The organism is Allobosea sp. (assembly GCF_048595345.1).
Taxonomy (GTDB): Bacteria; Pseudomonadota; Alphaproteobacteria; order Rhizobiales; family Beijerinckiaceae; genus Allobosea.
In genome coordinates, this window is the sequence record NZ_JBMDWH010000019.1 from 15,137 (window position 1) to 33,894 (window position 18,758).

Here is an 18,758-nt window from a genome sequence, read left to right on the forward strand (position 1 = left end):
GGCCCGGGTCAGACCGGGCCTGCCCCACCATCGGACAGCAGACCATGACCACGCTCGCCGACTTGCAGAACGCCCTCATGCGGGGCGAGACCACCGCCGCCGCGCTGGCGGAAGCGGCCCTCTCCAAGGCGCAGGCGCCGGGCGGGGAGGGGGCTCGGGTCTTCACGAAGCTCTATGCCGAGCGCGCCCGCGCCATGGCCGCCGCCTCCGACGCGCTGCGGGCCTCCGGCATCGTCCGCTCGCCGCTGGAAGGGATACCGGTCTCGATCAAGGACCTGTTCGATGTCGCCGGCGAGACGACACGCGCCGGCAGCGTCGCGCTCGACGACGCGCCGCCCGCCGCCTGCTCCGCGCCCGTCGTCGACCGGCTGATCGCGGCCGGGGCGGTCCTCGTCGGCCGCACCAACATGACCGAATTCGCCTATTCGGGACTCGGGCTCAATCCGCATTACGGCACGCCGCTCAACCCTTTCGACCGCGCCACCGGGCGCATCCCGGGCGGCTCCTCCTCGGGCGCGGCCGTCTCGGTGACGGACGGCATGGCGGCGGCCGCGATCGGCAGCGACACCGGCGGCTCCGTCCGCATTCCGGCGGCGCTCTGCGGCCTCACCGGCTTCAAGCCCACGGCATGCCGTGTGCCGCGCGAGGGCGCGCTGCCGCTTTCGACCACGCTCGATTCGATCGGCCCGCTGGCGGCGAGCGTCGCCTGCTGCGCTGTCCTCGACGCGATCCTCGCGGGCGAGCCGGTCGATCTGCCGCAGCCGGCAAGCCTGGCCGGCCTGCGCTTCGCCGTGCCGACGACGCTGGCGCTCGACGGGCTGGACGAAACGGTCGGTGCCGCCTTCGAGGCCGCGCGCGAGCGGCTGGCTCGAGCCGGCGCGCGGATCGAGGAGATCGCGGTCCCGGAATTCGCTCGCTTGGCCGAGATCAACGCCAAGGGCGGCTTCACCGCCTCCGAAGCTTGGCATTGGCATCGCGGCCTGATCGAGAAGGCCGCCGACCGCTACGATCCGCGCGTGGTCGGGCGCATTCGCCGCGGTGCCGAGATGTCGGCGGCCGATTATCTCGATGTGCTCGCTGCGCGCCGGGCCTGGATCGCGGCTGTCGAGCGGCGCATCGCCGGCTTCGACGCCCTGCTGATGCCGACCGTACCGGTCATCGCTCCGACGATCGCCGAACTGGCCGACGATGCGCGCTATGGCGCGGCCAATCTCCTGATCCTGCGCAACCCGACGCTGATCAACTTCCTGGACGGCTGCGCGTTGTCGCTGCCTTGCCATGCGCAGGGTACCGCGCCGGTCGGGCTGATGATCGCCGGCACGGCGGGGCAGGATCGCCGTATCCTCTCAATCGGCCTCGCCGTGGAAGCGGCGCTGGCCGGGGCCTGAGGCGCTGCTTCAGCCCATCGCCTTGAGCTTTCGCGCCGCCTGCGGCGCGAAATAGGTCAGCACGCCGTCGGCGCCGGCCCGCTTGAAGGCGAGCAGGCTTTCCAGCATGGCCCGATCGCCGTCGAGCCAGCCATTCTGCACGGCGGCGACCAGCATCGCGTATTCGCCGGAGACCTGATAGGCGAAGGTCGGGACCCGGAACTGGTCCTTCACCCGCGCCACCACGTCGAGATAGGGCAGGCCGGGCTTGATCATGACCATATCCGCGCCTTCCTCCAGATCGAGCGCGACCTCCGCGATGGCCTCGTCCGTATTGGAAGGATCCATCTGGTAGGTGCGCTTGTCGCCGACCAGCGTGGCATTGGTGCCGATGGCGTCGCGGAACGGGCCGTAGAAGGCCGAGGCGTATTTCGCGGCATAGGCCATGATCTGCACCTCGTCGTGGCCGCCGGCGTCCAGCGCCTCGCGGATCGCGCCGACGCGCCCATCCATCATGTCGGAGGGCGCGATGACATCCGCCCCGGCCTCGGCGAGCGCGAGCGCTTGGCGCACCAGGATCGCGACGGACGCATCGTTCAGGATGCGCTCGCCCTCCATCACGCCGTCATGGCCGTGCGAGGTATAGGGATCAAGCGCCGCATCGCAGATGATGCCGATCTGCGGAACCTCTCGCTTGATGGCGCGCACGGCGCGGCACATCAGGTTCTCGGCGTTCAGCGCTTCCGAGCCCGTCGGATCGCGCAGGCCCTTCTCGACATAGGGGAAGGGCGCGATCGCCGGGATGCCGAGCGCGGCCGCGTCCGCCGCCTGCCGCACCGCCTCGTCGATGTTCAGCCGGTCGACGCCCGGCATCCACTCCACGGGGGTCCGCGCCTTCTGGGAATCCATCAGGAACATCGGCCAGATCAGATCGTCCGTCGTCAGCCGCGTCTCGCGCACCAGCCGGCGCGACCACTCCGCCTTGCGGTTGCGGCGCATGCGCCGGGTCAGGCCGAGCGATGGAGCCTGCACGCCCTCCTGGCGCGAGGGAAAAAGCGGGAAAGGCCGCACGACCCCGGAATCCATGATGATCGCCTTCGTTCAGTTCGTCTTGCGCGGCTTTCGTCATGCGGGCGAAGTCGGCAATTCCCTCATATCACATCGGAACAATTCCAAAACACGGCAGTTGGTCGCAACCGCGCGGTGCGGTCCCCCGCATCGGGAAGGAGCCCGCGCTCGCGTTGACAAGCGCCGGCCCGCCTTCCAGAACCGCAGCCCCGAGGCGCGGCGGAGCAGAATCCATGAGCGAGCAGCCTGAGATCCTCTGCGAGATCCGCGGCGCGGCCGGAGTGGCGGTGCTGAACCGCCCCCGCGCGCTGAACGCACTCAACCTGCCGATGGTCCGGGAAATGGCCAAGGCGCTCGATGCCTGGGAAAACGATCCCCAGGTGACGCGCATCGTCGTCATCAGTTCCAGCGAGAAGGCCTTCTGCGCCGGCGGCGACATCCGCTGGCTGCATGATCGCGGCAAAGTGGGCGCCCATGGCGACATGCTCGCCTTCTGGGGCGAGGAATACGTCCTCAACCACCGCATCGCGACCTATCCCAAGCCCTATCTGTCGCTGATCGACGGCATCGTCATGGGCGGCGGGGTCGGGCTCTCCATCCATGGTAGCCACCGCATCGCCGGCGATCGCTATCTCTTCGCCATGCCGGAGGTCGGCATCGGCTTCTTCCCGGATGTCGGTGCGACCTATGCGCTGCCGCGCCTGCCGGGCGCCTTCGGCAGCTATCTGGCCGTCACGGGCGAGCGCATCGGCCCCGCCGATGCCCAGACCGTCGGCCTCGTCACTCATGGCGTGGCGAGCGACCGGATGGCGGAGCTCGCAGATGCATTGACGGGTCGCAGCGCCATCGACGACATCCTCTCCGGCTTCACGATCCAGCGCGGTCCAGGCCCGCTGGACACCGCGCGCCCGGCGATCGCGGAATGGTTTTCGGCGGACACCCTTGGCGAGATGATGGCGCGGCTGGAGGCCGCTTCAGCGAAGGGCGATGCCTTCGCGGCGCGGACTCTTCAGACCATCGCGACGAAGTCGCCGACCAGCGTCGCCATCGCCTTCGAGCAGATGCGCCGCGGCGCCGCGCTGGATTTCACCGAGGCGATGCGCACGGAATTCCGCATCGTCTCCCGCATCGCGCATGGCCATGATTTCTATGAGGGCGTGCGGGCAGTGGTGGTCGACAAGGATCAGGCGCCGCGCTGGAAGCCGGCGAGCCTCGCCGAACTCGATCCCGCCGCGATCGAGGCCTATTTCGCACCGCTCGGGGCCGATGAACTGATACTGGGGGCATGAGCTTGGGACTGGGGGGAGATGGCGAGGCGCTGCGCGGCGAGACCGCAGGCCAGACCGGGGAGGTCGCCGCTTCGGCCCGGTGGCGCTCGGCCCTGGTCTGGTTCCTGCGGTTGCTCTCGGCCTTCTGGCTGGCCAAGGGCCTGCTTGCCTGGGCGGTGATCTTCGGCCTGGGCGCCCAGTCTCAGCCGCCTTTCGAGGCCCGGCTCCTGAGCTTCCAGGCGATTATCGTCTACTTCGCGGTGCTCGATCTGGTGGCGGCTGTCGGCCTGTGGCTCACCTCGACCTGGGGCGGCGTTCTCTGGCTGCTCGCGGCGCTGAGCCAGTTGTTGCTCAGCTTCTTCTTCCCGCGCTTCGTGCCGATGACGCCTCTGCTGGGGGCGCTCTTCGTCGCGCTGATCGTGCTCTACTTCCTTTTGACCTGGGCGGCCGAAACCGAGACCGATGCCGCTTAGGCCATCGCGCGCCCGAAGGCGCGCGGTCGCGATGCCTATACCGGGCTGGCCCGATGCTCGAACGCCCGCCGCGTGAGGCAGGCGCCGCAGAGTCTTGGTAAGACTCGCTTTAGCTTAAGCCTTTCCAGCTTCATCGACGATTCACCCAAAGGGGTAAATCCCTGATTCATCCTGATATTTAAACTCGTTTTCATCCGGTCACGCCTATGGTCTGTTTCAGAAGCGGACCGGGAGAACAATCCTGGCCGATGGCAAACAGGCGTCAAACAGGCAGGATCAACGATGAAAGCGAGCGTCAAGACTTCGGAAGTTGCTAAGAACAACGAGGCCGAACTGAGCGTGAAGCCTCTTTATCTCGAGTCTCTCACGCTGGTGGAGCGGCTGCACCGCCGCCTGCTCGACGTCATCAAGGACGAGTTCGAGCGTCGTGGCCGCGACGACGTCAACAGCGTCCAGGCGCTGCTGCTCTACAACATCGGCGACTCGGAGCTCTCCGCCAGCGAGCTGCGCACCCGCGGCTACTATCTCGGCTCGAACGTCTCCTACAACGTCAAGAAGCTGGTCGAGCTCGGCTATCTCCATCATGCCCGCTCGCGCATCGACCGCCGCTCGGTCCGCATCAGCCTCACCGAGAAGGGCACCGAGGTCCACGACATCGTGAAGGCGGTCTATGACAAGCATGTCCGCACGGTCGAGCAGATCGGCGGCATCGCGGCCGATGATTTCGAGCGGATGAACAACGCCCTGCTGCGGCTGGAGCGCTTCTGGACCGACCAGATCCGCTACAAGCTCTGAACGCCTCCGGTTTCGAGACCAGATTTTTCCCTTGCACGGCCGGGCCCAATCCCGGCCGTGTCGCTATGGGCGGGGTCCAGGGCACTGTGGCGCTCTTGCCATGCTTGCGGCAAAACCCCGGCATGCCCTAAAATTGCCGTGCTGATACGTCCCATTAACCGTGCATAGGACACCGTCTCCGGCATGGGGCCCGCTGTCCGAAGCGCCGCCGCTTCGCCGGCGGTTTTTTCGTGCCGGACCGCATGCCTGAAATGCCGAAGAGGGAAGAGATGTCGCAACCGAGCCTGACCCGTCGCGAAACCGTGCTGGCCCTGCTGTCGGGCGCCGCGACGGCCGCCGCGGCCCCGGCCCTGGCGCAGCAGGCCGAGTGGCGCCAGAATTACGACGCCGGCCCGCGCAACGCCGTGCTGCGTTCCCACACCCCGATGCTCTCGCCCGAGGCTCTGCAGGCCACCGAACAGGCCATCGCCGCCTATCGCGACCTCGCGGCCCGCGGCGGCTGGCAGCCGGTGCAACTGCCCGACCGTCTGGGCCTCGGCTCCCGCGGCCAGGCCGTCGTCGCGCTGCGCCAGCGCCTCGCCGTCACCGGCGATCTCCAGCAGACCGCCGGCGAGAGCAATGTATACGATTCCTATGTCGAGGCGGCCGTGCGCCAGTTCCAGGCGCGCGTGGGTCTCTCGACCACCGGCTCGATCAACCGCGCCACGATCATTGCGCTCAATGTGCCGATCGACCGCCGCATCCGCCAGCTCGAAACCAACCTCGTGCGCCTGCGCACCTGGTCGGGCAATCTCGGGCCGCGCTATGTCGTCGCCAACATTCCCGCCGCGATGGTCGAGACGGTCGAGAACGGCCATGTCGCGACGCGCCACGCCGCCGGTGTCGGCAAGATCGACCGCCAGTCGCCGCTGCTGCAGACCAAAATTCCGGAAGTCAATTTCAACCCGACCTGGACGGTTCCCGCTTCGATCATCCGCAAGGACCTGATCCCGAAGATGCGCAAGGAGCCAAGCTATCTCACCGAGAACAAGATCCGCATCATCAACGGCGCGGGCACCGAGATCCCGCCCTCGCAGGTGAACTGGAACTCGGACGAGGCGACCCATTACACCTTCCGGCAGGATCCGGGCGGCGAGTTCAAGTCGCTTGGCTTCGTGCGGATCAACATCCCCAGTCCGCATGGCGTCTACATGCACGACACCCCGTCGAAGGGCATTTTCGGCGATGATTACCGGTTCGTCTCGTCCGGCTGCATGCGCGTCCAGAATGTGCGCGACTATGTCGCCTGGCTGCTGAAGAACACCCCTGGCTGGGATCGCGCCAAGATCGACGAGGTCATCGCCTCCGGCCAGCGCATCAACGCCCGCATCGCCGATCCTGTGCCGTGCTACTGGGTCTACGTCACCGCCTGGGCGACCCCGGACGGCGGCGTCCAGTTCCGCGACGACATCTACAACAAGGACGGCCTCGGCCCCGCGCCGGTGGCGGCGCTCGAAGGTCAGAACGACATCTGATGTGCTCACATCGAGGCGCTCAAGGAAGCCCGCCACTCGGCGGGCTTTTTGTTGTTGCGAGGGAGCCAACGAAGGCTGTGTCAGCGCCCGGGCTCTGGTCTGGCGGCCATGACGATCATCAACGCGACCGCCATCAGCCCTCCGGCTAATGCAAAGGTCGCTGCCGCGCCCCAGCGGACCGCCTCCGGTGCCACCTCGGCTGCATGGCTCGCACCGGAGCTGAAGGCAAACAAGCTGGCCATGACCGAAGCACCTGCGATCAGACCGAGATTCCGCGACAAGCCGAGAAGTCCGGAGACGGTGCCTCGGCGTTCCTGGGCGACGCCAGCCAGCGTCGACATGTTGTTGGCGGCTTGGAAGAGCTGATATCCCGGTGTCAGAACGGCGACGGCGCAAAGATAAGCTGCCACATGACCGGCGATAGCAGCCAGCGCCATCAGAAAAGCACCGGCCGCGAGCCCGGTGAGGCCCCATCGCAGGGTCGATTTCGTTCCCCGGGCATCGACGAGCTTTCCGGCTGGAACGCCGGCGGCGATCGAAATCAGCGGTCCCACCGCCATCACGAGGCCTGCCTGAGGCTCCGTCAGGCCGAGGCCCGATGCGAGATGAAACGGTCCCACGACCAGCGTCGTCATCATGACGGTCGCGACCATCAGGTTAACGACAAGGTTCGTCATGATCGGGGCGTCGACCTTGATCACGGAACAGCAAGACGTCCCTCGCGTTCGCGGGCCGTCTGCCGGGAGCGACGCGATGGCGAGCAGCGATGCTGCGGCCGCGACCGGGACCAGCACCAGGAACACGCCGCGCCAGCCGCTGATCGCGACGATGGCCCCGCCGAGCGGCGGGCCTAAAGCCGTGCCGATGGCTGAAACCGCGCCCAGCAGACCCATGGCGCGGCCGAGCCGGGCTTCCCCTGCCATCTCCCGCGTCAAAGCCAATGGAAGTGTCACCATCGCGGCCGCTCCGATGCCTTGCACCATTCGCGCGCCGACGAGGCTCGGAAGATCGCTGGCAAGACCGCTGGCCAGCGAGGCCGCTGCGAACAGCATCAGGCCGGCCACCAGAATGCGTCGCAGCCCGTAGCGGTCGCCCAACTGACCGGCAGCGAGCGTCGAGACCGTCAAGCCAGCGAGATAGGCCACGATGACCCAACGCACTTCCGAAAGCGATCCCGACAGGCCCCGGGCCAAGGCTGGCAGAGCGATGTTGGCGATGCTGGTGCCAAGAGAGGCCAGAAGCATCGAGACGGCCAGAGAGGCTGCGACACAGCCCGTCTCGACGGTGATGCGGGGTGGGGGAATGACTTTCATCAGCCTGTCCTCTTGCCGAAATGACGGTTCGGGAGCAGGCTACGAATTCAAGTCGGCTTGAGGTCAAGCATGAAATGGCTGGATATTGGGGAGGTTTCGGCCGCGACCGGGATCAAGCCGTCGGCTCTGCGCTATTATGAGGAAATCGGCCTGATCGCCTCGACATCCCGCCGTGGCTTGCGCAGGCAGTTCGAGCCGCATGTGCTGCTGCAGCTGAAGCTGATCTCGCTGGGGCGGATGGCCGGGTTTTCCCTCGACGAAATCGCCGCCATGTTCGGCCCCGAGGGCGCGCCCGCGCTGCCACGGCCATTGTTTCGTCAGAAGGCAGACGCGATCGATCGGCAGATCGCCGAATTGGCGGCGTTGCGCGATACTTTGAGGCACGTCGCGGAATGCCCTGCACCGTCGCATCTCGAGTGTCCGACCTTTCGCCGACTTCTTGACGAGGCGGTCCCGCGCGACTCAGCCGGACAGTCCCGGCGTCAGCCGATGGCGCGTCGGGCGCCGCCAGAGACGTGACGAAGCCGGCCTCATGGCATCGCGGGCGACAGAACCAGCACGATCGCAGCCAACGCGCCGAGCACCGCGATCGACAGCGCGCCCGCGGCCAGCACCCGGCCGCCGGCAGCGAGCACCGTGCGCAGATTGACCGAGAGGCCGAGCGCCGCCATCGAGACGATGGTCAGGAGCGAAGTGGCGGTGGCGATCGGCTTCAGCGCTTCGGCCGGGATGAGCCCCAGCGAGCGCAGCACCATCATGCCGAGGAAGCCCAGGATGAACCAGGGCACGAGGCTGGAAAGCTTCGGCTTGGCGCCGCCCTGACGGCCGTGGATCAACCCGAGTGCCAGCACCACGGGCCCGAGCATCAGCACCCGCAACAGCTTCACGATGGTGCCGATCTGCGTGCTCGCGGCGCTGACCGGCACCGTCGCGGCCAAGACCTGCGGCACCGCATAGACGGTCATGCCCGCGAGCACGCCGTATTGCCAGTCGCTGAGGCCGAGCAGAGGCACCAGCGAGGGCAGCAGCAGCACGACCATGATGCCGAGTGCCGCTGTAAAGGAGATCGCCGCCGCGACGTCGTCCGCCCGAGCGCCGATGGCGGGCGCGGTGGCGACGATGGCCGAGTTGCCGCAGATCGAGTTGCCGCAGGCGACCAGCACCGCCAGCTGGCTCGGCAAACCCAGCAGCCGCGCGATGCCATAGCTGAACAGCAGCGATAGCACGACGATCGCCACCACGCTGGCCACCATGAACAGGCCGGAATGCGCGATCGTCGCGAAGCTGATCGAGGCGCCGAGCAGCACGATGGCCCATTCGAGCAGCGTCTTCGACGCGAATTTGACGCCGGCTACGGCCGCTTTCGGCATTCCAAACAAAGAATTTCCCGCCACGCCGATGAGGATAGCCAGCACCAGCGCATCAACCCATGGATAACCGAAAAGCACAGCTTCCAGCCGCTCGACGGCGAAGGCCAGCAAGGTCACGCCGATCGCGGCCGCAAGGCCGGGCACGATCGTTCGCAAGGCGGCAAAGGATGACATGGTTGGTCTCTTTCAGGAGTCGAATAGAGAATAATCTCCTTCATCGTTTCAATCCATCGCATAAAATGGCATGATCCATGTGGCTTAAGGAAACGGTCCTGTGACGCTGGAACAGCTCGCCGCCTTCATTGCCGTCGCCGAGCGTGCCCATCTCACCCGGGCGGCGCAGGCGCTGCATCTGTCGCCCTCGGCGGTCAGCACGGCGGTACGCACCCTGGAGGCGCGCTATCAGGTGCAGCTCTTCCACCGCATGGGGCGCGGCATCGCCTTGTCGGCGGCAGGGCAGCATTTCCTGCCGATCGCCCGCGCCACGCTTGCCCAGGCGCGCCTTGCCGAAGCGGCCCTGGGTGAACTCGGCACGCTCGATCGCGGTGACCTCGTGGTCCATGCCAGCCAGACCATCGCCAATTACTGGCTTCCGGCCCGGCTGGCAGCATTCCGGCGCCGCTTTGCGCGGGTGGACATCGATCTGCGCGTCGGCAACAGCGCGACCGTGGCCCGCGCGGTCGGGGAGGGATCGGCCGAGCTCGGCTTCGTCGAGGGGGCGATCGAGGAGCCGCACCTGACGGCCATGCCCATTGCCCGCGACAGGCTGGTCGTGGTGATGCCCAAGACGGTCGAGGCCGCCCACGATCCGCAGTCCCGCGCCTGGCAGGAGGTGCTGCCGGCGCTGGACTGGATCCTGCGGGAATCGGGCTCCGGCACGCGCGCGATGTTTGAGGACGGGCTGCGCGCGCTCGGCATCGATCCGTCGCGCCTGCGCGTGGCGCTGACCCTGCCGTCGAACGAGGCGGTGCTCACCGCCGTCCGCACCGGGGCGAATTGCGCCACGGCGCTGTCGGAGACAGTGGTCGCCCCTTTCCTCGCGCGCGGCGATCTCGCCTTGCTGGACGTGCCGCTGCCGCCGCGCGATTTCGTGCTGCTGCACCATGCACAGCGGCCCTTGTCGGGTCTCGCACGCGCGTTTTCTGCCATCTGCCGCGACGAGCCCGGCGCTCGGGCTTGAGCGGCTGGCGCAGGCGGCCACGCTGAGACAGCACGCCAGCGTACCTTGCCCCCTCACGGGGAACGGATGGAGTCGCCCTTCGGTTGGCCTTGCATCCGCCGGCGTGTCGATCGCGCCCGGCGTCACCTCACTGCGAGGACAGATCCGATGTTCTACACCGATGGCCGCCTGCAATACCCCGTCCGCGTCGAGACGCCCGACCCGGTGTTCGCCCGTGCCCTCCAGCAGGCGATCGGGGGTGTCGAGGGCGAGATCCGCGTCTGCCTCCAATACATGTTCCAGGCGTTTGGAGCCCGCGGCCCGGCCAAATACCGCGACATGCTGCTCAACACCGCGACAGAGGAGCTGGGGCATATCGAGATGCTGGCGACGGCCGTCGCGCTGAACCTCGAAGGCGCGCCGCTGTCGATGCAGGAGGATGCGGCGGCCGACGCGGTCGCCGGCTCGGTGATGAACGGCATGGATTTCCGCCATCTGCTGTCCACCGGCCTCGCCGCGCTGCCGGCCGATGCCAATGGGGTGCCCTTCGATACCTCGCATGTCTATGCCAGCGGCAATCTTGCAGCCGACATGTATGCCAATGTCGCGGCGGAGAGCTCCGGCCGGGTGCTCGCCGTTCGACTGCACAAAATGACGCAGGATCCCGGCATGAAGGACATGCTGGCCTTCCTGATCGCGCGCGACACCATGCATCAGCAGCAATGGCTCGCTGCGATCGAGGATATGGGCGGCGCGGCTAATCTCCCGATCCCCGACAGCTTCCCGCAGGAGCAGGAGAAGACCGAGTTTTCCTATGCCTATTTCGGCCACAGGCGGGACGGCGCGATCCCGGAGGGTCGCTGGACGAACGGGCCCAGCATGGACGGCAAGGGCGAATTCGGCGCCCGCATCTCCGAGCCGCTGGGCGAGGAGCCGATGCTGGCTCCGGCGCGTCCCGACGGTGGGGGCCAGTCCATCCAGAGTGCGCGCTCCGGCCGAACCGGCGTGCTTGGCACCATCGAAGGCGCGATCGAGAGAAATCTTTGATGCGCCCCTTCCAATCCTCGCCGCTCGACCGCAGGAGGTAAGCATGGCTTCGCCCGACGACCGTGAAACGGGGATCCGCGATATCGCCTACTCCCTTTGGGAGCAGGAGGGTCGGCCCGAGGGGCAGGAGACGCGCCACTGGGCCGCAGCCCAGGAGATCTGGGCCGCGAGACCCGACCCTGACGGCGCAGCGCCCGGCCGACAGCCGGCGCCTGCGGGCGCCCCGGACGAGCCGGCCCTCGCTCCCGTGCCGGATGGCGAGCCGGCACTGGCCATCGAGAACCAGTCGATCCCGACCGCCCTCGGCGACCAGGAGGGGGCCACGCAGGCGCCCCGCCGCCCGGCGCGCCGGCAATGACGATGGCGGGGTCGAAGCCCGGCCCCGTCGTGATCATCGGCGGCGGGTTCGCTGGCCTCGCCTGCGCGAAGGCGCTGGGCGCGGCGGGGGTCGAGACCGTGTTGATCGACCGGCACAACTACCATCTCTTCGTGCCGCTGCTCTATCAGGTCGCGACCGCCGCGCTTTCGCCGGCCGACATCGCCCAGCCGATCCGTCGGCTTCTCCGACGCTATCCCAGCGTGCGCGTCGAACTCGGCGCGGTCGAGACGCTCGATACGGTCGCCCATGAGGTCGTCCTCGCGGATGGGCGGCGGGTCCGCTACGGCCGCCTGGTCCTGGCGACAGGATCCGTCTGCAACTATTTCGGCCATGCCGAATGGGCAGCTCATGCGCCCTGTCCGAGGGATCTGCCGGATGCCACCGCCATTCGCGCCCGGGTGCTCGGCGCGCTCGAGGAAGCGGAAACCGTGACCGAGCCGCAGCGACGCAGCGCGCTGATGACCTTCGTGGTCGTCGGCGGCGGTCCGACGGGCGTCGAGATGGCCGGCGCGCTGGCCGAACTCGTCCGCCACTCGCTACGACGAGACTTCCGCGCCATCGACACGCGGCTGAGCCGCATCATACTGATCGAGGCGGGCGAGCGCTTGCTGTCCACCTTTCCCGAGCCGCTGACGCGCTATGCCGGAGAGCGACTGGCGCGGCTCGGCATCGATGTCAGGTTGAAGACCGCCGTCGAGCGCATCGATGCCGAGGGGGTCGTCGTGGCAGGCGAGCGATTGCCGGCGCGGACGGTGATCTGGGGCGCGGGGACCCGGGCGGCGGAAGCGGCGGTCTGGCTCCCGGGCGTCGCCGCCGGACGGGGCGGGCGCATCCCCGTCGAGGCGGATCTCGCGGTGCCGGGCTTCGGGCGCAGCATCTTCGCGATCGGCGATATCGCTCTGCTGGAGGGGCGGGACGGCCTGCCGCTGCCGGCGCTCGCGCAGGTGGCCAAGCAGCAGGGCGAGTTCCTTGGCCGGGCGCTCGCCCACGAACTCTCCGGTCAGGGCGCGGTGCCCGCCTTCGCTTTCCGCAACCGCGGCAACACCGCCATCATCGGCCGCAACGCTGCGATCTTCGACTTCGGTCGCGGCCGGCGGATGAAGGGCAGGCTCGCCTGGCTGCTCTGGGCCTTCGTCCATATCTATCTTCTGGCAGGATTCGAGCGGCGCCTCCTGGTCGCGACCCAATGGCTCGCGCGCTATCTCACCGGTCAGCGCGGGGCGCGGCTGATCACGCGGGAGCGCGACGAGCCGCCCCCCGGCGGCTGATCAGGCGGCGTTCCGGTCCTGCAGCAGCCTCCAGATCGTCTGCGCTGTGGCCGGCATATCGACATGGCGCACGCCCAGCGGCGACAGCGCATCGACCACGGCATTCATCACGGAGGGCAGCGATCCGGCGCAGCCGGCCTCGCCGCAGCCCTTGGCCCCGACGCGGTTGGTCGCAGTCGGCACGCTGTGGCTGACGAAGGAGAAGAACGGCACGTCGGCGGCGCGCGGCAGCGCATAATCCATGAAGGAGCCGGTCATGGGCTGGCCCGCCTCGTCATAGCGCGTCTGCTCGCCCAGCGCCTGGCCGATGCCCTGCACGATGCCGCCATGGAGCTGGCCCTCGACCAGCATCGGGTTCACCAACTGCCCGAAGTCGTTGACGTTGACATAGCGGACAATCTCCACCGCGCCTGTCTGCGGATCGATTTCGACCTCCGCGATATGGCAGCCATTGGGATAGGCCGAGGGCGCGGCCTTGAAGACATGGTCGATATCGAGGCTGGCGGGAACGCCCTCGGGCAGCGCCGCGCCACCGCGCAGCCGCGCGGCCAGCTCCATGATGTCGATGCCGCGGTCGGTGCCGGCGATGGCGAAACGCCCGGCGGCGAATTCGATGTCGTCCGGGCTCGCCTCCAGCAGATGCGCTGCGGCCAGCCTTCCCTTTTCGATCACCAGCTCGCTGGCCTCGATGATCGCCGAGCCGCTCGCCATCACGGATTTGGAGCCGCCCGTGCCGCCACCTGCGATCAGGCGGTCGCTGTCGCCCTGCACGAGGCGGATCTTGTCGAAGGGCACGCCGAGCTGGCTGGTGAGGATCTGCGCAAAAGGCGTCCAGTGGCCCTGTCCGTAATCCAGCGTGCCCGTGACGAGGGTGACGCCGCCATCGGCCTCGAAATGGATGCCGCCCATTTCGTTGCTCGGCGGCGCCGTGACCTCGAGATAGCAGCCGATGCCGCGCCCGCGCAGCTTGCCGGCTTTGGCGCTCTGGCGCTGCCGCGCCGGATAGCCCTTCCAGTCGGCGGCCTCGAGCGCCTTGGTGAGCAGGCCGGGGAAATCGCCGCTGTCGTAGACGGTGCCGACCGGTGTCTTCCACGGCAGTTCGGCTGGCTTCACGAGATTGCGGCGTCTGAGCTCGACCCTGTCGATTCCCATCTCCAGGGCGGCCGCGTCGATCAGCCTTTCCATGAAATAATTGCCTTCCGGGCGCCCGGCGCCGCGATAGGCCGCGATGGGCGTGGTGTTGGTGACGACGCAGCGGGTGCGCACCTCGACCAGCGGCGTGCGATACATGCCGACGCTGTTCTTGCCGATATTGGTGGTCGCCATCATCGGCCCCACCGGCGAAAGATAGGCGCCCATATTGCCGAAGCCGGTGAAGCGCGTGGCGAGGAAACGGCCGCGCTTGTCGAGCGCCAGCTCCGCCTCGAACACCATGTCCCGTCCGTGATGATCGGAGACGAAGCTCTCCGAGCGCTGGTCGGTCCATCGGACCGGTCGCCTCAGCAGGCGGGCGGCGTGCAGCAGCACGACATATTCGGGAAAGACCGCCGATTTCATCCCGAAGGAGCCGCCGACATGGCCGGTCAGCAGCCGCATCCGCTCCGGCCCGACGCCCATGGCCGCCGCCAGGCTGTTGCGCAGTCCGAAGGCGCCCTGGCTCGGCGCATGCAGTGTATAGCGCCGGGATTTGGCGTCGTAGGCTCCGATCGCCGCGCGCGGCTCGATCGGATTGACGACGATGCGGTTGTTGACGATGCGCAGCCGCGTGACATGCGCGGCCCCCGCGAACGCCGCCGCCACTTTCTGCGCATCGCCGGAATGGAAATCGAGGATCAGATTTCCGGGCACATCGTCGAAAAGCTGCGGCGCGCCCGGCTCCAGCGCGTCCTCGGCGGAGGTGACGGCCGGCAGCGTTTCGATGTCCAGCATCACCGCCTCGGCCGCGTCGCGCGCCTGCACGGCGCTGCGGGCGACCACCATCGCGACCGGGTCGCCGACATAGCGCACCTTGCCGGAGGTCAGCGCATGACGAGCCGGCCGCTTCATCGGCGTGCCGTCGGCATTCGGCAGATCGACGATGCATTTCAGCGAGCCATAGCCCTCTCCCGCGAGATCCTCCGCGGTATAGGCGGCGACGACGCCCTTCATCGCCCGCGCCGCCGAGAGGTCCACGCCGCGCAGATGACCATGCGCATGGGGGCTCCGGACGAAGGCGGCGTGAAGCTGGCCCTCCAGCGCCAGATCATCCGTGTAGCTGCCGGCGCCTCTGACGAGCGTGGCGTCCTCCCGCCGCGGCAGGCTCTGGCCGATGCCGATCGGCGTGGCGCGGGTCTGGGAAGGGGAGAGGGGCCTGGTCATGGGTCACCACTGGTCGTGAGCGGCGCAGCATGGCCCAACTTGCGCGCCCGCGCTGTGCGCTCGGCGCATCGCAGCCTTCTCCGCGGCGGGGAGCGGGGAGGAACAGGGGATAGATGCGGCCGATCTTGACGTTGGGAGGCGGCGGTTCATCGTTCCGTCATGGCGCCTCGTCATGGTGCCGCGCCCTCGCGCAACGTCAGGCGCGGGGCTCAGATGAGGACGGACCCTGCGATGAACGATCTCGAGCGGATCAAGGAAGAGATCAGCGATTCCTTCGACGAGGAGCTGGAGCTCCAGTTGGAGGAGGAGCGCGTCGACGAACTGGCGGGAGAGGGGCCCGCTCCGGGCGGACCGCGGATCGACCGGCGCATCTATTTCCGCGAGCTGTTCCGCCTCCAGCACGAACTGGTGCGGCTGCAGGACTGGGTGCAGCACAAGAAGCTGAAGGTCGTCGTCCTGTTCGAGGGGCGCGATTCGGCTGGCAAGGGCGGCGCGATCAAGCGCGTCACCCAGCGGCTCAATCCGCGCGTCTGCCGCGTCGTCGCCCTTCCGGCGCCGACCGAGCGCGAGCGCCATCAATGGTATTTCCAGCGCTATGTGCAGCATCTGCCCAGCGCCGGTGAAATGGTTCTCTTCGACCGCTCCTGGTACAACCGCGCCGGCGTCGAGCGCGTGATGGGCTTCTGCAATGACGAGGAGCTGGAGGAATTCTTTCGCTCGGTGCCGGATTTCGAGCATATGCTCGTCCGCTCCGGCATCATCCTGCTGAAATACTGGTTCTCGATCACCGACGAGGAGCTGGAGTTCCGCGTCCGGTTGCGGATCGAGGATCCGCTCAAGCAGTGGAAGCTCTCGCCGATGGACCTGGAAAGCCGCGTCCACTGGGAGGATTACACCCGCGCCAAGGAAGAAATGATCGAGCGGACCCATAAGGAGTTCGCGCCCTGGTGGGTCGTCCAGGCCGTGGACAAGAAGCGCGCGCGGCTGAACATGATCGCGCATCTGCTTGAGCAGATCCCCTATGAGGACGTGCCCAAGCAGGAGATCGTCCTGCCGGCGCGCGTGCGCAATCCGGATTATCTGCGTCATCCGGTTCCGCCGGAGATGTATGTGCCGGAGCGCTACTGAGCGTCCCTCACGCCCCTCCGCCCCCTTGAAAATCGCGCCCGGCCACCAAAATCGGTCTGGCGCGGCATGGCGCCGCCGAATCCGGATCCATGTGCTTCGAGAGGATATGGCTATGGCACCGATCCCTTCCGATGAATTCGAGCGTCCCGTCGTCATCCTGACGGGCCTGGGTCATCCCACTGCGGTGTCCTCGGCGATGGAGGCGTATATGTTCCTCGCCGACTGGCCGCAGGATCGCCGCGACGCGGCACACGCCTTCACCGCCCGCGCCTGCTTGGGGGCCGTGCGGGGCGATATCGAAACCGAAACCGCCAGAGGCCTGTTCGCGTCTTGGGCCGAGCGGCACGATCTGCTGGCACCCGACATCGCTGCCTTTGCGGCTCGGCAGGCCGGTTCACACGGGCGCGCCTGAGCACCGACACAGCGCTGAAGCGCCGGCCCGAAAGCGGGGCGGGCGACGGTTTGCGCGCTGAGCGCCCCTAGAGCCTGCTGAGTTTTCGCGGAACCCCGCCGTCATCCCGGGCTTGCCCCGGGATCCATCGAAAGGCTTCGGAGCTTGACGATGGATCCCGGATCGGCGCCGCTGTAGCGGCTTGTCCGGGATGACGTCGTGGTTCCACGCGAAATCAGCACGCTCTAAGAGCGAACCGTGTCTTTTAACATGGAGCAAAAACGTCGTCCCGCTATGGTGGGCCGGGACGACCTTGTCGAATCATCTGCGTCCGACCCGTTTTTGGCGCTGCGAACCTCTTGTCTGGAACGAGTGCCGTTGCCGATCTCCCACCAAATCTTCGATGACAATCCGCATTTGCTGCGCGTCCTGACCGATGCCATGCCGCAAATGGTCTGGTCGACACGGCCGGACGGATTTCACGACTACTATAACGCGCGCTGGTACGAGTTCACCGGCGTGCCGGCGGGCTCCACCGATGGCGAGGGCTGGAACAACATGTTCCATCCCGAGGACCAGGAGGCGGCTTGGGCGCGCTGGCGTCACAGCCTCGAGACCGGTGAACCCTACGAGATCGAATATCGTTTGCGCCATCACAACGGCACCTATCGCTGGACGCTGGGCCGCGCCCTGCCGGTGCGCGACGAGGCCGGGCGCATCACGCGCTGGATCGGAACCTGCACCGACATCGATGACGCCAAGCGCGCCGCCGAGCAGAACGAACTGCTGAGCCGCGAGCTCGCCCACCGCATCAAGAACATCTTCGCGGTTATCGCGGGTCTGATCGGCCTGTCGGCGCGGCAGGCGCCGGAAGCGAAGGCCTTCGCCGCGGCGCTGCGCGAGCGCATCGCCGCGCTCGGCCGCGCGCATGAGTTCGTCAGGCCACACAGCGAGCAATCGCGCCCCACAGTGGGCCGCACGACCCTCGCAGGCATGGCCTACGATCTGTTCAAGCCCTATCCCGCGATGGACGAGGGCCGCATTCGGATTTCCGGCCCCGAGATCCCGATTGACGACAAGGGCGCGACGGCCTTCGCGCTGCTGTTCCACGAACTGGCGACCAACGCGGCGAAATACGGCTCTCTCTCCCAGGAAGGGGGCGAGGTCGCCGTGACGATGGCGGTCGAAGGTCCCGACGCGATCGTGGAGTGGAAGGAAAAGGGTGGACCGCCGGTGACGAAGGAGCCGTCCCATACCGGCTTCGGCACCCGCCTCGCCGAAGTGAGCGTGCGCAACCAGCTGGCAGGCCAGCTGTCGCGCGCCTGGGAGCCGGATGGCTTGCGGGTGACGGTGAGTGTGCCCCTGGCGAATCTAGTGCGCGGGAACGCCTGAGAACGGCGAGAAACCGGGAGGCGGCGGCAGGTTGCGCCCTTCACGCCGTGCGATCGCAAAGCCGAGCACGGATGCGATCGTGCCGTCGTCGATGGGCTTTTCGCAGACACCGAGCGTGCCGTTGATGCCGCCCTTCAGCTCGCGGGGATTGGCCGTCACGAACACCACCTGCACGCCTCGTGCAGCGAGATCGCGGCCGATCCCGGGCCCGGTCAATCCGTCGCGCAGGTTCAGGTCGACGAGGGCGACATCGGGGGCGAGCCCCGCAAGGCGCATGGCGTCACGCCGATCCGCAGCGATGCCGATGGGTTCGAAACCGAGATCCTCGATCAAGGCTTCCATATCCATCGCAACAAGCATCTCGTCTTCGACGATCAGAACACGGGCCGTCATCATGCGATTGGATATCCAGACTTCGTCCGGCTCAACGGCCGAAACGGCATCTTGTTCCATCCTCGCCCGATCGCG

General features: G+C 67.5%; 18 protein-coding genes. 13 read left to right on the forward strand and 5 right to left on the reverse strand.

Features of this window, described 5'->3' with window-relative positions; genetic code table 11:
* The first annotated feature begins 44 nt into the window (after positions 1-44).
* A complete protein-coding gene (locus ACOJTB_RS02740) occupies positions 45-1,388 on the forward strand; it encodes an amidase (RefSeq protein WP_420100981.1) in 1,344 nt (447 codons plus the stop codon).
* A gap of 9 nt (positions 1,389-1,397) precedes the next feature.
* Here ACOJTB_RS02740 and hemB read toward each other — a convergent pair whose 3' ends face one another.
* Positions 1,398-2,453, reverse strand: a complete 1,056-nt coding sequence (gene hemB / locus ACOJTB_RS02745; RefSeq protein WP_420100982.1) for a porphobilinogen synthase — start codon at positions 2,451-2,453, stop codon at positions 1,398-1,400.
* A gap of 215 nt (positions 2,454-2,668) precedes the next feature.
* Here hemB and ACOJTB_RS02750 point away from each other — a divergent pair, with 215 nt between their 5' ends.
* From ACOJTB_RS02750 to ACOJTB_RS02765, 4 genes are all read left to right on the forward strand, one after another.
* A complete protein-coding gene (locus tag ACOJTB_RS02750) occupies positions 2,669-3,724 on the forward strand; it encodes an enoyl-CoA hydratase/isomerase family protein (RefSeq protein WP_420100983.1) in 1,056 nt (351 codons plus the stop codon).
* On the forward strand, positions 3,721-4,176 hold the full coding sequence (locus tag ACOJTB_RS02755) for a DUF6163 family protein (RefSeq protein ID WP_420100984.1): 456 nt from the start codon (positions 3,721-3,723) through the stop codon (positions 4,174-4,176). Before ACOJTB_RS02750 ends, ACOJTB_RS02755 begins: the two co-directional genes overlap by 4 nt.
* Before the next feature lie 282 nt (positions 4,177-4,458).
* Positions 4,459-4,971, forward strand: a complete 513-nt coding sequence (ldtR, locus tag ACOJTB_RS02760) for a transcriptional regulator LdtR (protein ID WP_420100985.1) — start codon at positions 4,459-4,461, stop codon at positions 4,969-4,971.
* Between the two features lie 269 nt (positions 4,972-5,240).
* Entirely contained in the window at positions 5,241-6,485 is a 1,245-nt protein-coding gene (locus ACOJTB_RS02765) for a L,D-transpeptidase family protein (RefSeq protein WP_420100986.1), read from the forward strand.
* A gap of 80 nt (positions 6,486-6,565) precedes the next feature.
* Here the strand turns inward: ACOJTB_RS02765 and ACOJTB_RS02770 are convergent, their stop codons facing one another.
* On the reverse strand, positions 6,566-7,798 hold the full coding sequence (locus ACOJTB_RS02770) for an MFS transporter (protein ID WP_420100987.1): 1,233 nt from the start codon (positions 7,796-7,798) through the stop codon (positions 6,566-6,568).
* A 69-nt stretch (positions 7,799-7,867) separates the two neighbouring features.
* Here ACOJTB_RS02770 and ACOJTB_RS02775 point away from each other — a divergent pair, with 69 nt between their 5' ends.
* The gene (locus ACOJTB_RS02775) at positions 7,868-8,317 is read left to right on the forward strand and encodes a helix-turn-helix domain-containing protein (protein ID WP_420100988.1); all 450 of its coding nucleotides are present in this window, start codon (positions 7,868-7,870) and stop codon (positions 8,315-8,317) included.
* 11 nt (positions 8,318-8,328) lie between these two features.
* On the opposite strand, the gene ACOJTB_RS02780 is transcribed toward ACOJTB_RS02775, so the two are convergent.
* Entirely contained in the window at positions 8,329-9,342 is a 1,014-nt protein-coding gene (locus ACOJTB_RS02780; protein ID WP_420100989.1) for a YeiH family protein, read from the reverse strand.
* 100 nt (positions 9,343-9,442) lie between these two features.
* On the opposite strand from ACOJTB_RS02780, the gene ACOJTB_RS02785 reads away from it, so the two are divergent.
* The 4 genes from ACOJTB_RS02785 to ACOJTB_RS02800 all read left to right on the forward strand — a co-directional run bounded on the left by ACOJTB_RS02785 (position 9,443) and on the right by ACOJTB_RS02800 (position 13,021).
* Entirely contained in the window at positions 9,443-10,348 is a 906-nt protein-coding gene (locus tag ACOJTB_RS02785; protein ID WP_420100990.1) for a LysR substrate-binding domain-containing protein, read from the forward strand.
* A 147-nt stretch (positions 10,349-10,495) separates the two neighbouring features.
* Complete coding sequence (locus ACOJTB_RS02790; protein WP_420100991.1) at positions 10,496-11,374, forward strand: manganese catalase family protein; 879 nt, start codon at positions 10,496-10,498, stop codon at positions 11,372-11,374.
* Between the two features lie 43 nt (positions 11,375-11,417).
* Complete coding sequence (locus tag ACOJTB_RS02795) at positions 11,418-11,732, forward strand: DUF2934 domain-containing protein (protein ID WP_420100992.1); 315 nt, start codon at positions 11,418-11,420, stop codon at positions 11,730-11,732.
* Between the two features lie 2 nt (positions 11,733-11,734).
* Complete coding sequence (locus ACOJTB_RS02800) at positions 11,735-13,021, forward strand: NAD(P)/FAD-dependent oxidoreductase (RefSeq protein ID WP_420100993.1); 1,287 nt, start codon at positions 11,735-11,737, stop codon at positions 13,019-13,021.
* On the opposite strand, the gene ACOJTB_RS02805 is transcribed toward ACOJTB_RS02800, so the two are convergent.
* Positions 13,022-15,379: a xanthine dehydrogenase family protein molybdopterin-binding subunit gene (locus ACOJTB_RS02805; RefSeq protein WP_420100994.1), complete on the reverse strand. Its 2,358-nt coding sequence runs from the start codon at positions 15,377-15,379 to the stop codon at positions 13,022-13,024. It abuts the gene before it with no gap.
* A gap of 231 nt (positions 15,380-15,610) precedes the next feature.
* Here ACOJTB_RS02805 and ppk2 point away from each other — a divergent pair, with 231 nt between their 5' ends.
* From ppk2 to ACOJTB_RS02820, 3 genes are all read left to right on the forward strand, one after another.
* A complete protein-coding gene (ppk2, locus tag ACOJTB_RS02810) occupies positions 15,611-16,507 on the forward strand; it encodes a polyphosphate kinase 2 (RefSeq protein WP_420100995.1) in 897 nt (298 codons plus the stop codon).
* Between the two features lie 112 nt (positions 16,508-16,619).
* Positions 16,620-16,919 (forward strand): DUF982 domain-containing protein, encoded by a 300-nt coding sequence (locus ACOJTB_RS02815; RefSeq protein ID WP_420100996.1) that lies wholly within the window; start codon positions 16,620-16,622, stop codon positions 16,917-16,919.
* A gap of 249 nt (positions 16,920-17,168) precedes the next feature.
* Positions 17,169-18,290: a sensor histidine kinase gene (locus tag ACOJTB_RS02820; protein WP_420100997.1), complete on the forward strand. Its 1,122-nt coding sequence runs from the start codon at positions 17,169-17,171 to the stop codon at positions 18,288-18,290.
* Here ACOJTB_RS02820 and ACOJTB_RS02825 read toward each other — a convergent pair.
* The gene (locus tag ACOJTB_RS02825; RefSeq protein ID WP_420100998.1) at positions 18,270-18,743 is read right to left on the reverse strand and encodes a response regulator; all 474 of its coding nucleotides are present in this window, start codon (positions 18,741-18,743) and stop codon (positions 18,270-18,272) included. The two genes, ACOJTB_RS02820 and ACOJTB_RS02825, sit on opposite strands and share 21 nt — an antisense overlap.
* Positions 18,744-18,758: the final 15 nt, after the last annotated feature.